Annotated in this window: 18 protein-coding genes; 2 read left to right on the top strand and 16 right to left on the bottom strand. The window is 46.7% G+C overall.

From position 1 onward, the window contains the following. Positions 1-88: 88 nt before the first annotated feature. From DSCA_RS32810 to DSCA_RS00270, 6 genes are all read right to left on the bottom strand, one after another. Positions 89-220: a hypothetical protein gene (locus DSCA_RS32810; RefSeq protein ID WP_269434628.1), complete on the bottom strand. Its 132-nt coding sequence runs from the start codon at positions 218-220 to the stop codon at positions 89-91. A 132-nt stretch (positions 221-352) separates the two neighbouring features. Then, positions 353-472, bottom strand: a complete 120-nt coding sequence (locus DSCA_RS33090) for a DUF2179 domain-containing protein (RefSeq protein WP_155314546.1) — start codon at positions 470-472, stop codon at positions 353-355. 338 nt (positions 473-810) lie between these two features. Further along, a complete protein-coding gene (locus DSCA_RS32805; RefSeq protein ID WP_269434622.1) occupies positions 811-945 on the bottom strand; it encodes a hypothetical protein in 135 nt (44 codons plus the stop codon). A 13-nt stretch (positions 946-958) separates the two neighbouring features. Next, on the bottom strand, positions 959-1,774 hold the full coding sequence (locus tag DSCA_RS00280; RefSeq protein ID WP_197904692.1) for an ExeA family protein: 816 nt from the start codon (positions 1,772-1,774) through the stop codon (positions 959-961). Further along, the gene (locus DSCA_RS00275; RefSeq protein WP_155314545.1) at positions 1,765-3,039 is read right to left on the bottom strand and encodes a DDE-type integrase/transposase/recombinase; all 1,275 of its coding nucleotides are present in this window, start codon (positions 3,037-3,039) and stop codon (positions 1,765-1,767) included. The genes DSCA_RS00280 and DSCA_RS00275 overlap by 10 nt, the downstream gene beginning before the upstream one ends. Positions 3,040-3,767: 728 nt before the next feature. Further along, complete coding sequence (locus DSCA_RS00270) at positions 3,768-4,493, bottom strand: YitT family protein (RefSeq protein ID WP_155314544.1); 726 nt, start codon at positions 4,491-4,493, stop codon at positions 3,768-3,770. A gap of 334 nt (positions 4,494-4,827) precedes the next feature. On the opposite strand from DSCA_RS00270, the gene DSCA_RS00265 reads away from it, so the two are divergent. Then, on the top strand, positions 4,828-5,859 hold the full coding sequence (locus tag DSCA_RS00265) for a hypothetical protein (RefSeq protein WP_155314543.1): 1,032 nt from the start codon (positions 4,828-4,830) through the stop codon (positions 5,857-5,859). 49 nt (positions 5,860-5,908) lie between these two features. Here the strand turns inward: DSCA_RS00265 and DSCA_RS00260 are convergent, their stop codons facing one another. Next, positions 5,909-6,427, bottom strand: a complete 519-nt coding sequence (locus tag DSCA_RS00260) for a hypothetical protein (RefSeq protein WP_155314542.1) — start codon at positions 6,425-6,427, stop codon at positions 5,909-5,911. A gap of 169 nt (positions 6,428-6,596) precedes the next feature. Then, positions 6,597-7,091, bottom strand: coding sequence for a hypothetical protein (locus tag DSCA_RS00255; RefSeq protein ID WP_167527538.1), 495 nt, complete (start codon positions 7,089-7,091; stop codon positions 6,597-6,599). 158 nt (positions 7,092-7,249) lie between these two features. On the opposite strand from DSCA_RS00255, the gene DSCA_RS00250 reads away from it, so the two are divergent. Further along, positions 7,250-7,423, top strand: a complete 174-nt coding sequence (locus DSCA_RS00250) for a hypothetical protein (protein ID WP_155314540.1) — start codon at positions 7,250-7,252, stop codon at positions 7,421-7,423. Positions 7,424-7,968: 545 nt separating this feature from the next. Here DSCA_RS00250 and DSCA_RS00245 read toward each other — a convergent pair. The 8 genes from DSCA_RS00245 to DSCA_RS00210 form a co-directional block, all read right to left on the bottom strand. After that, complete coding sequence (locus DSCA_RS00245) at positions 7,969-8,346, bottom strand: SpoIIAA family protein (protein WP_155314539.1); 378 nt, start codon at positions 8,344-8,346, stop codon at positions 7,969-7,971. 593 nt (positions 8,347-8,939) lie between these two features. Further along, positions 8,940-10,172 (bottom strand): sensor histidine kinase, encoded by a 1,233-nt coding sequence (locus DSCA_RS00240; RefSeq protein ID WP_155314538.1) that lies wholly within the window; start codon positions 10,170-10,172, stop codon positions 8,940-8,942. 108 nt (positions 10,173-10,280) lie between these two features. Beyond that, positions 10,281-10,943, bottom strand: coding sequence for a response regulator (locus tag DSCA_RS00235; protein WP_155314537.1), 663 nt, complete (start codon positions 10,941-10,943; stop codon positions 10,281-10,283). A 157-nt stretch (positions 10,944-11,100) separates the two neighbouring features. Then, positions 11,101-11,493, bottom strand: a complete 393-nt coding sequence (locus DSCA_RS00230) for a response regulator transcription factor (RefSeq protein ID WP_155314536.1) — start codon at positions 11,491-11,493, stop codon at positions 11,101-11,103. A 380-nt stretch (positions 11,494-11,873) separates the two neighbouring features. Continuing rightward, a complete protein-coding gene (locus DSCA_RS00225) occupies positions 11,874-12,338 on the bottom strand; it encodes a universal stress protein (RefSeq protein ID WP_155314535.1) in 465 nt (154 codons plus the stop codon). Beyond that, positions 12,335-13,096: a PRC-barrel domain-containing protein gene (locus tag DSCA_RS00220; protein WP_155314534.1), complete on the bottom strand. Its 762-nt coding sequence runs from the start codon at positions 13,094-13,096 to the stop codon at positions 12,335-12,337. The genes DSCA_RS00225 and DSCA_RS00220 overlap by 4 nt, the downstream gene beginning before the upstream one ends. Before the next feature lie 121 nt (positions 13,097-13,217). Continuing rightward, entirely contained in the window at positions 13,218-13,517 is a 300-nt protein-coding gene (locus DSCA_RS00215; RefSeq protein ID WP_155314533.1) for a sll1863 family stress response protein, read from the bottom strand. A gap of 50 nt (positions 13,518-13,567) precedes the next feature. Continuing rightward, entirely contained in the window at positions 13,568-13,867 is a 300-nt protein-coding gene (locus DSCA_RS00210; RefSeq protein ID WP_155314532.1) for a sll1863 family stress response protein, read from the bottom strand. Between the last annotated feature and the right edge of the window lie 80 nt (positions 13,868-13,947).

Below are 13,947 nucleotides of genomic sequence, written 5' to 3'. Positions count from 1 at the left end.
GGCATGCGGCGACCCAGTGGGTTAATGATCGTACTGTCCAGACTTTTGGCGAAGACCATGGTCATTAAGGCTTGGTTTTGGATGAAACCTAACTCACTTCAATTACAACCAATTCATCTTTGAAAAAATCAATAAATGGTTCAATCAGTGGATGGGAATCAACAATGTTATTATGAGCTTGAATGCTCGTCGCAACCAATTCGGAAAGTCCTTTACTCATAATCCTCAGATCCTTACTTACTGCTGATTTGGGATCCACTGAAATACCGAGCCCTGCAGCCACCGCAGATTCGTTGTCTTGAATGAAATTTGCACTGAACGTAGGATTCCAGGAGCGTTCAGCCTTGCTTGGCTAGAGAGTTAAATGCCGCCTTCCGATAACTGCAATGATGATGAAAGCATCCGGATCCACAGTAGCGATGGTGTATTTCAAATAAGCCACGCGGGATCGCAATATGGTACAGAACACCATGGTGTTGATTCCCGCAATCAACGGAAGACAATTTTCGGATTAAATTGAAGAGTTTTCGAAGTTTTCAAATTTACTGGAACTTTGTTTATATCCACCGGTTTTCAACGACTTTCCACCGTTGGTCGGACCTCTATTAGGGTGCGCTACGCGCTCCAATCTTATGGGTTTTTCAAGGCATGGGCAGGAAGGCTTGAATAAAATGAGGGGAGCAGCATTTCTGATTTGCTACTCCCCTCTGGGCATTTTATTCAATGCCTCCTGCACCCGGCTATCCCTTGACAGGTTGCTCCCCAGCAGAGCCTGTCTCCGTTTCACCGGGCAAACCGTATCGAATCGGATTAAAATTTCATCTTTTTCTGCTGGCTTACCACAGACAACTCATCCGTTAATCGGTTGAGCACATTTAAGATGGCGGCCAATACAAGCGCCTCCAGTTTTTGGCGGATATCTTCGGCGGTCGGATGGGATGGCATATCGACTCCTTTCCTAAAATATTTCGGATGCGGCAAGCCGCACATGTTCCGCGTTGACAGTTTTTTCATGACCCATTGCCGCGGCAACCAGGGCACCGCGAGCCAGGTGGTTGGCTTTCCTGAAGATGCCGCCCGATCCTTGGTGGATGGCCGTGATAGCATCACCTTCGAACAGCATCCGGTCGATTCCGGCAATGGTCAGATGATGCTGAAGATAGGTTTGCATCTGTTCTTTTTTGGAACCGATGAAATGGCTTTTGGCCACCACCCGCGATGCCAGGGGAAGACAACCCGGATATCGCAGGTTGTCGATCAAATGAGTTTGTCCGGCCAGTACCATGGGCAGGTAGGGTTTTGAGTCCATCTCGAACTGACACAGCGTATGCAGCTCCACGAAGACTTCCAGACGGAGCAAAGAGGCTTCATCGATGACCAGAACGACATTTTGTTTTTTCCCGTGGATCAATTCCAATACTTCTCGTTTGATTCCATCGGTCATGGCCGCACGGGAGGTCCCGGCAGGTTTCATTCCCAGTTCTCCCATGATCAGGCGGTACAGTTCCAGGATGGAACCGGACGTGGCTGTGACGTAGACCAGCTTGTACTCGGAAGGATGCAGACCGTTTACCAGATAACGGATGGCTGTGGATTTACCGGAGCCGATCTCACCGGTGATCAGATAAATCGCCCCTAACCCCAAACTGTAATCGAAACGGTTCTTCGCTGCCGCCAGTTGATCCGTTTCAAGTATATCCGTCACCGCGATATCCGCCGTGAAGGGCTCTTTCTCAAAACCGAAGAACGGCAGATACGGCGTATTCATTTCCATAGACCGCCTCCCTGATAATCCGTCTTGTGGGCCGGTTCGAGTTGGGTATTGATGTTCTTGTCCCGCTTTACCCGGCAGTTAACATGCAGATCCACGGGAACCAACAATCCGTGGGACTTCCGATTGAAAAACACCTCAGCCGTTTTCGGTTCGCTTTCGTGATACAAAATCAGCACCCGCTTGCCGATCAATACCACCGGGGCTTCGAACAGGTTGCCGTTGAGTGTGACGGTTCGATCCTTTGCGACGGTTCGGTATACGGCGGTGCGAAAGTGATCGTTCAGGTTCTTCGGTGCCGTTCGGATGCAGGCAAGGTTTTTGCTGAACCGGTTAAAGGGCGTCATGCCGGTGGCGCTGTGAATGCGTTGGTGATAGGCTGTATCGAGCCAATGGGCAAACGACTGATTCAATCGTTCCAGGGAGGAAAGATCGGCTGCAGGTAAAAATCCACCGCGAACGGTTTTGAAGAATCTCTCAATTTTGCCCTTGCCTTGGGGCTTGTACGGCCTTGCATGAATGAGGGCGATGGCCAGTGAGGCACAGGTAAATTCGAGTTTGCGGCTGCGATAGGCAGCGCCGTTGTCCACGTACAGTTTTCGCGGCAATCCTCGTTTGGAAAGTGCTTTTTCAAAAGCATCCATGAAACTGGCCAGGTTCTCCGACAGGTAGAACCCGCCGTAAACGATCAATCGGGAATGATCGTCGATAAAAGCGATCAAATAGCTTTTTCGCATTTTCTGATCGACCACCACCTTGGGTCCGTGCATCACATCGCTTTGCCAGATGTCGTTGACCAGCTCGGCTTCGTACTTTCTTCGATCCTCCGGTTTGGGGGATTGATCCATCAACCCGTGTCGGTGAAACAGCCGATAGAGGGTGGAAAGACCAAAGCTTGCAGGAACAATTGTCTGGCGTTTGAGACTTTCCAAAAGCATCGGGACTGGCGTTGCCATCTGGCTTTGTCTAGTGGCAAGGACGATGTTGACTGTTTCTTCGTCCAAGTTTCGGGATCTACCCTGATCGCCTCTTTTCCCGGGATACAGCGATTCGATACGGCCGTTGCTTTTTTGGTAACGTCGAATCCAGCGATAGATCGTATTTTCGCTGATCCGTGTTCGGCTGGAATAGGGAATGACCCATTTGCGCTCGCACTTCTCCCTCAACAGTCGCCGTTTCTCGCTTCTGGTCAGGTTCGTCGTGCCGACAAACTCGTGAATGACCCCGAACCGGAAAACAGCGACGGTCTCATCCTTTTCTTGTGTCATACAAACCTCCTTTTTTGTGTTTCCCCTGGCTTTAAACCATTTCTCACGGTACGGGGAGCGCACTGTTCGGTAGGTTTGTCGATGACGGAAAGAACTCCGGATTAGATGGTCCGACTGACAGGTGTCCGGCCCATATTCAGGAATAGGGAAAAGGCGGCAAGCAAATCGGTTCCGATCCCGAAACAGGCCAGGGCTTTTCGTTTCAGTGCGGCCAGCCAATGGCGCTGCCGGGATGTAGACAACTTCGAGTTCCATCTGCCGCTGGATAGGCGTTGCTTCAAACAATCGGAAATTGTTAAAATCGGCACCTGGAAACGATTAAAATAACCTTCGGGCTTCATTTTGATAATGCAATTACAGTCCGGGCAACGGTATCTTCGAAGCCATACGCCAAAAGCAAATCCATCAAAATAGGCGAGTACGAAACCGTGTCCCCATATTCGGGTTGAACCACACCTGGGGCATCCGCGAGGTGTTGGCCAACAAAAATTGCGTCCCTGTTCATCAATATCCTTGAGTTTTACACAAACGGAAAGTATCATCGGACCATTCTTTGTTGGGGTCGATAATACGACCCGGTTTTCTGGGGTGCTCCGGTCTGCCAACCGTCACCCCTTTTCTTTATCCATAAAAAAAGCCCCCTTGCCGGAGGCTCATCTAATTCGAAAATTCTTTTCCGTTTGTCAACGATTGTGATTATCTTGCCGGTTACTCCACCCTCGATCCCGCTAACCTACAATGGTACGCTCACTTTTCGAATACCCGCCCTCGATAGACCACAGGCTGACACCACGCCTGAGTTGATAGATGATCGCCAGTCGAACATCTTCGGGCTTTTGTGTGACAATTGTGACGGTTCGCACCTGGCTGACACCTTCCAGAACGAGGTCGGAGACGATCCCTGAAAGAACCAAGGTGAGAATCGATAGCAAGGCGACCTCCCAGCGAAATACCATTCCGGTCATTAAAATAATGGCTCCGTCGCTGAAAAGATAGGACTGGGACATGGGAAACCCCAAACGTTCATAAAAAATTCGAACTGGTATGGATGTGCCGCCAATGGTTCCACCTGCTCGATAAACAAAGCCCATGCCGACCCCAAAGAGTACTCCTGCATAGATGGAGGCAAGCAGCAAATCGTCGGTGATGGGCCATTTCTTGGTAACCGTCGGCAAATAAAGATTGAACAGGTCCGTCGAGAAGGAAAAACAGATCACGGAGAGCACCGTAGAGACCACGAACCGCCAGCGTCCAAGCTGGAAGAATCCTAATACCATGAGCGGTATGTTCAAAAAAAGACAAATCATACCGACCGGAAAGGGAGCAAATTCGTTCAGGATAATGCCCAAACCGGTGATGCCTCCTGCGGCCAGCTTGAAGGGAACCTGAAATATGGTGAATCCCAGCGCTGCCACCAGCGTTCCCATAGCGATCTGCCCTTGGCGCCATAGCATACGACCAACTTCCTTGGCGATGGGTTGGTCGAACTGTCTTCTTTAATTAGGCGGGATTTTAATCCTGCGTGTTTTTTTAAATCGCGAGCCGGGAGCTTCGTTTTAGAACGATTCCATAATCCATCCTACTATTTTTGTCTGCCCTTAGTCGGTTCTCGTAGTAGGGCTCGCGCTATCATAAACGATATCAGTGCGTAACAACTGTTCCCTTGACAAGCTCGATTATATGATGTGATTAACAGATTAAGTAAATTATGAAATGAGAATGACTATTTGCCCCATATGGATTCCTAAACTAAGCTTGATTGACTCGGCCCGAAGATTGGAAAAGTAAATGATTAATAGAAAAGATATAGTCGGCAGCATCTTATTCAAAGAACTCATTGCGGTCCGTACGGATACCCTCTGGCGAATGTTATTTTGCCTCCAGCAGGGCCAACTACCGGGTATTAATGAAGAAGGAGCCACGGGAAAACTGGATAACAAAGGCGCCATTTTCATCCCGGGTGGGCTGATCTATCAGGATGTAGACGACAATGAAATCACTTATGAGGCTATAGAATCGCTTGATGAATCCCTTTTTCGAGAAAAAATCCGTGAAAGCATGCAATTCGATAACGCCACGCTCCTGTTTCCGGATGGATTTGCCAGCAGCGTCAATCTTGACAGCGGTTTTTTTACTAGGGCGGCTCGACGCATCAATAACTTTAAAACAGCAGCTTTCAAACGCAAAAGAAAGATAGGCCGCAAATTAACTATCGATATCGATGCCAACGATATTATTCACAGCCATTGCCCTACCTACATCGCTTCGCCATATGGATCCAGGACGCGGATCAGCACGTGCGTTTCCATTGGTCTGATAGATCCCCACATGTATTTAGCATATTGCAAAACAGAATATAGCCTGTCCAAACACCGTTTGAAAAAATTTGCTGTGAGCTTGGATACGGCGACAGAGCACTCAGTATTGTCGGATGGGACGGTCTTGTATCCTCCACATGTGATCGTCTGCCATGATACTCGTTACAAAGAAAACAGCCTTACAGGATTGGTTCGAATATTGGGAATCGGCAGGTTCGGCGAATTCAGCACCTTCACTTTCGAACGCCTCAACAAACAGCTCATGGGTGAATTGAAACGAAAAAAAATAGAATATGGCGAGGAGCATGTCTTCGCAGAGTATGCTGGCGTAAGAGCATTGGGCATACTGAGAACATACGCCCCTACGAATCCAGGCAAACGCTCAATGAAATATCGATTGGATGTGCTCTCGCCTGAGAAAGACCTGAATATTGATCTGAATGTAATCGCAGAATGCGCCAAAGAAAGGTATCGGATTGATGACGCGCCAATATCTTTATGATTGGCTGGGCAGCTAATGTTACAAATGGTGGCGGCCTTGGCTTTTATCTTCAATACATTTGTCTTTCAAGCTGCTGGATAGTCTTCTCCAAACGCTTGATACGATTTAAATAGCTTTTTCCTCGCCTGCTGTTGGCGTCTATCTTCGATAATCGACGTTTCAGAGAAACGATTTTTCTCTGATAGGATTTTTTTCGTCCCGCTAATTGTCTCTGCCTAATGCTTTTCGACTTCCTTCGACCTGCTTTTCCCATAACCTTGACTTTTGAAATCTCGACTTGGTTCGGATTGGGGCCGGAATAAAAAATGACATAATTGACTCCTTTCAACATCCGTTTCAATACATCGCGAAGAGAAATATCATCTTTGTGTATGGTGATCGTCTTTTTCAAAGCCACCGGGTATTCGATCGTAATATTGGCTACGGTGGCCAACTTCCATAAAACCTGTTTTAAGTCAGCATTCTTGGCTTCTATCTGTAGTGTGCGCTTACCGTCGTTCAAGCGCAGGTTGAGGGACGAAGACAGCGCATATATAACGCAGCATGTTGCTGCCATATGCAGCAGCACGATGGTAGTCAGAAAAACACTGATTTTTTTAAAGCTGCACATCATGGGATACTGACACACGATATAATCAAAACTATTGTCGAAAATGAGAGTGTATAAAACTCCAAGCTCCGAAACATGTTAATTCTGCTTCGCAGAATCGTCATAAAGATACCAATCCACCAATCAGCTATGGTTGAAACCGCAGGCTGTCAGGCCAAAATCCAACACGTCCTGGATCGCCAGGGTGGATTCCAAAAAAGCTTCCCTTAGGAGAGATCCGCTCCAACATGGAAAAAATACCTTCGGTGAGCAGTTTCATTCTTTTCTCTCTTGTGCACTCCGGATCTCGATAGTAGACCATGCCAGCCATGCGTTGCTCCAAAGAGATTAGGATCTCGATGTCCGATGGATCCACTGCAACGTTATTGCAGGCAAACCCAAAACAATTAAACAGCAAATCGTCAATGTCCAAAGTCCCTTTGCTGATTGCGTGGGAGCGGTATTTTTTTTGAAGTGTAATAAAATCCTCCAGTCTCTTTAGATTTTGATGTACTGATACCGACATTCTAAAGCTCACCGTGCAAAAAACCGACGAAACAGCTTCAGACATTCTTACCATACATACGCTATAGGTCGGTGGCAATTGGGTGAAGCCTGTATTTTGAGTATGATCTCGATTCATACAGTTTGTTTTTGTTCAAGGAACTTATCAATAGAAAACAGCCAGATACAAAGTCGATCAGCTATAAAAACGCCTTCATATACTGTCTATACCCCATTGATGATTGGTAGACACATCTGTACAATTCAGCACAAAAAGAAAAAGGAGGAGGTTAAAAAATGAAGTTTCGAGATCTTTTTTTGCCGAAAATCGCTCGTTCAAACCCGAGGGTGAGAAAAAAGGCCGTTATGGAAGAAGGCAACAAGGACTTGCTGATGAAGGTCGTTCAAAACGATTCAGATAAAGACGTCCGTCAGGCGGCACGCAGACGGTTGCAACGACTCAATGCTTGATCGGTTAATGACATGAACCTTCTGTATTCTGCCAGAATGCCAGCGTTCAGTCATCTCTGACAAATAATAACAGCATTTTAATATAGCCAAGCCATTCCGAGGTGTGGCCGAGGGGGATCTGTAATTCTTAGCCCCCCTATCCAAAAATAGGATGGAATTCGATTATTGAATCAATCATGGTGGGGCTGATCTAACAAAGCCAACAGTTATGCAAATGTACGTTCTGAGTTTGTGTAGGGCCAAAAATGTTCTACCCAAAGATACTATCCGGCCAACCTACAAACGGATAGGGATGAAGAAGCAGACTGTATTTAGGATGGCCATGTTCTGCCTAACAACGCTACGGATCCGATCAACGCCTAAATACAGGCCATGCACAACCTTACTCCCGTCCATACGTTGTAGTAACCGCGGCAATGTTACCCCCTACCCGTCCTGGGAGACTGGCTATTGTGAGTCAGATAAACCGGAATAAATGAAGCTCACCCGACAAAACTGTGCCACAAGGCTTACTTGATCTAAAATAATGGAATAACTGTAAATAATCACCCTCCTCGAATCCATTTTCGAGCGCTATCGATCTCCTGCATGTCGAAATAACGCACGTCGGCAGCGGTGAACGGCTTGGAAAACACGGTAACCCCTTTTGGCCATCGAGATTCGCCTACAACCGCCAATCGGTCAATGTCCTTATAATGTTTGGCGGTAAATTTGGTATCCTCCCACAAAGCACCAGCAGTCCAGCCCTCAAAGTCGTGCAATTCAACCATCAGCCTTATTGGACAGCTGTTTTGAATCTGGCTCTCGATCATGGGAACAAAGGTTTGATAGTCTTTTTTATATAGCTTCTCTTTTATCCGAAGGGTCACAATCGTGCCCTTGAGTGTTTTATCCACTTGTATCTCATCAAAACCAATCGTCATATAAGCCTCCCATCTGAAATTGGTATTCAACTTCCTGGTTCAGAAAATGAGCCATTTGTCAACTATGTGTTGAGCAGCCGCCTAAATCAAATCACATTGATTTCAGCCTTTTCGATAAAGCGATAGTGGTCGATGCCTTCGAGTATGCCGGCAGCGTATTTTTGATTGGCAAAAAAATGTTTCGCTGCCCTTATAGTTCATTTTGTTCGGAGTTGAATCTTCGCCTTTCTTGTTAGGCAAAATCTTGCTTCTATACGGACCCAACAGAAAGTGCCTGCTACCCAAACTCATATTTCTCTAAGGTATCGCTTGCTGACTATAGCAGGTGCAATCGTGCAGGCCCATTAGCGATTAATATTAATCCATGCATTTCACCGCCGCTATAGGCTGATGTATGTATATTCATCTTATTTGACAGGGTAATTGCCGCATTCGCAATCTGCAAAATGGTATGGCATTAACCGATTTTCAATTTGAATTTGTAACATCGGGGTGGCATGGCCAAGACGAGATGAGGGTGTTACAACGGTGATAACATTATTAAACCATGATAAATTTGTGAAACATATCGCTGGATACGGCTGGAAACGAAATCATTTTATCGGCAGAACGGCATTTATCTTGGTGCCTTGTCCGATTCGGGATTCTATATTAAAAGAGCCACCAAAAACCTCACAGCGCTCGCGCATGGCCGTAAGGCCGTATCCACTGAGGGGATCTTTGGTAGAGAGCACCTCGGCGACATCAAAGCCTCGGCCATCGTCTTCGATAAACAATGAGATGGCGTGTCCACCATCTTCAAATTTCATATGGAGCCGGACAGAACTAGCCTCACTATGTTTTTCAGCATTGCTTAGGCCTTCTTGAATGATACGATAAATGATAATTTTCATTGACTCGGGAACATCGTCTTCGCTTATTTCCGCCTTGTAATTAATTTGAATGTTTCCATACATGCGCTGGAACTGCCGCAGATACCATTGGACGGTAGCCATCAGTCCTAAATCATCCAGGGTTGTTGGGCGAAGGTAGGCGGAAATACGTTTGGTTTCTTTGATAGTCGCCAAAAGGTAAGCTATTTCCTGTTCCAAAGAATCATCCAGGCAACCATGAGCCTCAAACCGCTTCATCTCTTTTTCTTCGAGGCTGAATTTAATTGCCGCCAAACTGGCGCCAATACTATCATGGAGTTCCTTGGAAACAGTGCGCCGATCAGCTTCTAATAGGTATAACGTACGTCTGGACATTTCTGTCAGGCGCTCCTGAGACCGTGTCAACGCATCACTCATGCGTTTTCTTTCAGCAATTTCTTTTTCTAATGCGAGTATGGTCGTATTCAGGTCTTTGGTCCGTTTAGTGACTTCCTGTTCCAGACGGTTCTTCACGTCTTCCAGAGAGCGCTGATGGTCCACATTAGTGGTAGTAACATCTGATGCAATGCTGATGACCATACGGTGGCCGTCCACCGTCTGTCCAAGTGGTGCGTTGAAAAGCTCCCAAACCAGCGATTTGTCATCCGCGGTACTTACTTTTACGCGAAATGGCGCTACAATCTTGTGTGGTTCGAATAAATTGGCAAAACGATTGGCGACGTTGTCATCTGAATTGCCTTTAAGATGCTCGGTCCAAGCTTCGATGGTGGGGATGCTTTCAGGTGAATATCCGGTCGCCGTCTGGAATGCATGATTCATTAAAAGAAACCGGCCATCTTCGCGTATAATGAATACTGGAATCGGTGCGTTATTGAGTGCCTGAAAATATGGGGCTTTAATGTGGAAGTTAAGAACATGCCGATCACTCAGTTTTGTTTTATCGGACAGACACATCGCTCTTACCTGTTGTTGGTCAATCTATATGTGTTTTTGTTGTGAAAAAATTGCATTATCGTACGTGTCAAAGAATTGTTAACGCATTGTAAAAACACGAAAGCACGGCTATTTTTTGGGCTCCATTAGGCCCTTTTCTATGGCATAGGCGGTAAGCTGGGCGACATTGTGCAAGTCGAGTTTGCGAATCAGGTTGGCGCGGTGTTTTTCCACAGTTTTTACGCTGATGCTAAGAAATTCGCTTATTTCCTTATTGGTGTAACCTTCGGCGAGCAGCTTAAGTACTTCTCGCTCTCGATGGGTGATGGTGTCCCAGCGGGAGTGCTCTTTCATTTTTTTTCGACCGGTTAAAAAGCCCTCCATGATCTGGTCAGAGATACCTGGGCTAATATAGGTCTTGCCCTGCAATACACTGTCCAACGCCAGCATCAACTCCTGTCGACTGGCATCCTTGATGCAGTACCCGTCTGTTCCCGCATCGAAGGCTTCAATAACATACTGATCGGATTCGTGAATGGTTAGGGCAAGAATTCGTGTGTCCGGCAACTCCCTTTTGACCTCCTTCATCACCGAAATACCCCCCATCTTTGGCATGGACAGGTCCAACAAGATCAGATCCGGCTTGGATTTTCGAATCTGCCTCACCGCCTCCAGGCCATCTTGTGCCTCACCAATGATCTCCACATCGTCTCGGTTTTTAAGCATGGACTTGAGCCCCTCCCGAAACAGTTGATGATCCTCAACGATGAAAATTCGATATATTTTATCCAATGCCCGGGCTTTCCATTCTATTGTGGATATTGACTTGGCCGTGGGAGTATCCTGTTATTTCAAATTTAGTCACAACCATAACGACCATTAAGATATTAGCATACCGAATATTGCATATCATGGCAAGTTTGCAGCCAATGCTTGCTATTATATATTATTAGGAGGCAATTGTTTGCTTAGGAAGAGTTGTGTGTATGACGTCTATCAGACGCAATCCGCCTGAACGCTCCTTGGACAGAAAGTAGTCGGCCCCGCTCAGCAGTGAAGCCTCCTTATACTCGGCCGTATCATGACTGGTGAGTACGACGATGATGATATTCGGAAGTATGTCCTTGATTGACGCAATCAGTTCAATGCCGTTGCTCTCGGGAAGCGCGATATCCATAAATAAAACATCCATAGCTTTATTTCGCAGGATATCCCTGGCCTGGATAGCGGTATTGGCTTCTTTAATCTCGACGTGTTCGACACTCTTCCGGACAACCTCCATAAGCGTCTGTCGAAAAATTGGAGACGGGTCGAGAATTAGAACTTTTCGGTGGGTCAGCATGGATACTCCCGTTATTAAAAAACTGATAATTTAAGGTAAGGTATCGGTTGAGCATAAGACAATGGGGTCCAGACTGTAAATGAAGTGGGTATTATTCAAGAATCTGTCGCCACCATTACAACGGCTCAAGCCTGTCTCATGCGTTCTCCAGGAACGAATCGTGGACCATTGCCTAAATCTTCGGCTGGTGGTTCCCCCACAGGCGGCCGAACATGTTCCATTACAGCACCCGGTATAACTGCTGTCTGCCTGGTGGTCTGATATATTTAAGCCACTATCATTTAGAAACTCATAGTGAAGTTCGGAACCATGAATACCAAACAATCAAGGGCTCTTTGCCACTTTCTATATCAAGGATAGATTTTATCTTTCAGCCTACGTCAAACGGGCTGATGTTTAATGGTTAATACTGGGCAATCTGCTGTACGGACCACTTTTTCGGCCACGGAGCCAAAAAACAGGCCTTTGACGCCGCTCCTTCCATGGGTAGCCATGATGATCAGATCCGCCTTTACATCTTTGGCGACATTGACAATGCTGGTTGGCGGATTCCCTATTTCAACCAGCTTCAACGACTGAACCCGGTCCTCAATCAAGCTGTCAATTAACTCCTGAATGGCCCGTTGCGCGTTTTCTTTCATCTGTTGCATAATTTGCGGAATTTGATCCATGATGTGTTGGGTCAGGGTATGTGACGGCGACGGAGTTAAATCAATTTCGGTGATCGCGTGGAACAATATTGGCTTGGCCGAGAAATGCTCGGCCAGCTCGACTGCGAATTTTAAGGCTGCATGAGATGGTTCACTAAAGTCCACAGGACAAAGGATTCTGGTGATGTTCTTCATTGAACCCCCTCCTTTTTCCGATCATAGGGCCGGCCATAATAATCATACAGCCTGACCTCGCATTCTTGATTCACCGGCATGGATGGATCGTATGTGGGACTGTTTTTGATTTGATCGCTGGTCAGATCCAGCAGCAACTTCTTACGTCTCCAGCCCACCTTTTCGACCCAGTCCGGTTTTATCAGCACTTTTTTGCTGGTGGGCCGCCAATTGATGGTGTCGATGACCAGATAGGGGACGATCCAGGTGTCCTGGTCGACAATAAAATCCGCGATGTGGCCAATGGGCGCATCTGTGGCCTGGATATTATAGCCCATCACCTCCTTTGCGGATCGCAGATGCGGGTCGCCCGCTTCCATCTTGGAAACATAGCTATCTGCCTTCGACCGATGCAGCAGGAAAGGGTGAACGTGGGGTTCCCACACGGGTGTCCCTACCCAGCAATTCGCCAAATCATGGTATCTATTGTAATCAAGTTCGTACTGACGTGAAATAGGTGCGTCGGCGTCAAGTGGTGGTGCTTCTTTGATTTGATCTTTGGTCAAAGCAACATCCAACCTGCGATTCAAAGCTTCCGCATCGCCGATTGATATAGGTGAGATGAGCACTTTGCGACCTGGAAGCCATTTCATGGTGTCGACAACAATATAGCGAACCACCCACTGTTTGTCATCTATCAGGAAGTCGCTGCATTTTCCGATTTCACCGTCCTGGGCTTTTAACAAATACCCTCGAATATCTTTTACACTTCGCAGCATTTTTAAGTACTCCTTCTTTGGCAAATTGGAGTTTCTTCCCTGATGTGGTTTTCGATCAACAGTGGATCGAGGTTGATATCAAACACCCCGTCTACTGCGGTCTCATGCGCGATGACACGGTTTAGTAATTGTTGCCGGTCACTTTTTTCAGGGCCTCTTTGCCGCCGGATTCGAATTCATTCCAAGCAAGCTCGGTACGTTTTTTTAGATCCTGCCACGCATCCGTGGTTGTATTTTTCAGGACCATGAGTTTTTTATCCAACTGCTGAATCTGTCCCTTGACTTCCTGGATAGTGGCCCGGTAACGGGCTCGGTTCTTGAAATCGATGGCGTCAGATTTGCTTTCCAGCCTGTCCAATTCAGCGCTCCATCCGTCAAGCTTGGCCTTGAATTTCTCTACAAAAATTTCCCTTTTTGGCATATTCTGCCTCCTTCACCTCGGAATTGAGTCCATTAAAGGTGTTGCGATTGTCAATCGATGTCAGGAAGAAAACGTTGGGCAGCCTGATTGATAAGCAGCTCGATATCACTTCCTGCTGCTTCTGACCGTTTTCTCAACGCTTGCCAAGTGTCAGATCGTGAAATGCCTTCGACTGTGAACTGGTTTTCAACCTGTTGTATTTTTGCAATTATTTCCTTAATGGTTGCACTGTAGTGACCCATTTCTTTATTGTCGATCCGGTCTGCATTCACCTGCAAGCGTTCTACCTCGGCTTTCCAGACTGCCACATTCTCTTTCAATGACTCGATAAAGCTTTCTCTTGTGGGCATTTCAGGATCCTTTCATTATCGGGGGCATTCGTTGGTTGACAAACGCCAACTCAATTCATCGAACAGATGGGCATACCTGT

It is taken from the genome of Desulfosarcina alkanivorans, from assembly GCF_009688945.1.
In the GTDB taxonomy this organism is placed as follows: domain Bacteria; phylum Desulfobacterota; class Desulfobacteria; order Desulfobacterales; family Desulfosarcinaceae; genus Desulfosarcina; species Desulfosarcina alkanivorans.
This window is presented reverse-complemented; position numbering and strand designations above follow the sequence as displayed.

Bases quoted from the DNA above. Each gene is read 5' to 3' on its own strand.
- DSCA_RS32810 (WP_269434628.1), bottom strand. From the start codon at position 220: ATGAGTAAAGGACTTTCCGAATTGGTTGCGACGAGCATTCAAGCTCAT.
- DSCA_RS33090 (WP_155314546.1), bottom strand. From the start codon at position 472: ATGGTGTTCTGTACCATATTGCGATCCCGCGTGGCTTATTTGAAATAC.
- DSCA_RS32805 (WP_269434622.1), bottom strand. From the start codon at position 945: ATGCCATCCCATCCGACCGCCGAAGATATCCGCCAAAAACTGGAGGCG.
- DSCA_RS00280 (WP_197904692.1), bottom strand. From the start codon at position 1,774: ATGGAAATGAATACGCCGTATCTGCCGTTCTTCGGTTTTGAGAAAGAG.
- DSCA_RS00275 (WP_155314545.1), bottom strand. From the start codon at position 3,039: ATGACACAAGAAAAGGATGAGACCGTCGCTGTTTTCCGGTTCGGGGTC.
- DSCA_RS00270 (WP_155314544.1), bottom strand. From the start codon at position 4,493: ATGCTATGGCGCCAAGGGCAGATCGCTATGGGAACGCTGGTGGCAGCG.
- DSCA_RS00265 (WP_155314543.1), top strand. From the start codon at position 4,828: ATGATTAATAGAAAAGATATAGTCGGCAGCATCTTATTCAAAGAACTC.
- DSCA_RS00255 (WP_167527538.1), bottom strand. From the start codon at position 7,091: ATGAATCGAGATCATACTCAAAATACAGGCTTCACCCAATTGCCACCG.
- DSCA_RS00250 (WP_155314540.1), top strand. From the start codon at position 7,250: ATGAAGTTTCGAGATCTTTTTTTGCCGAAAATCGCTCGTTCAAACCCG.
- DSCA_RS00245 (WP_155314539.1), bottom strand. From the start codon at position 8,346: ATGACGATTGGTTTTGATGAGATACAAGTGGATAAAACACTCAAGGGC.
- DSCA_RS00240 (WP_155314538.1), bottom strand. From the start codon at position 10,172: ATGTGTCTGTCCGATAAAACAAAACTGAGTGATCGGCATGTTCTTAAC.
- DSCA_RS00230 (WP_155314536.1), bottom strand. From the start codon at position 11,493: ATGCTGACCCACCGAAAAGTTCTAATTCTCGACCCGTCTCCAATTTTT.
- DSCA_RS00225 (WP_155314535.1), bottom strand. From the start codon at position 12,338: ATGAAGAACATCACCAGAATCCTTTGTCCTGTGGACTTTAGTGAACCA.
- DSCA_RS00220 (WP_155314534.1), bottom strand. From the start codon at position 13,096: ATGCTGCGAAGTGTAAAAGATATTCGAGGGTATTTGTTAAAAGCCCAG.
- DSCA_RS00215 (WP_155314533.1), bottom strand. From the start codon at position 13,517: ATGCCAAAAAGGGAAATTTTTGTAGAGAAATTCAAGGCCAAGCTTGAC.
- DSCA_RS00210 (WP_155314532.1), bottom strand. From the start codon at position 13,867: ATGCCCACAAGAGAAAGCTTTATCGAGTCATTGAAAGAGAATGTGGCA.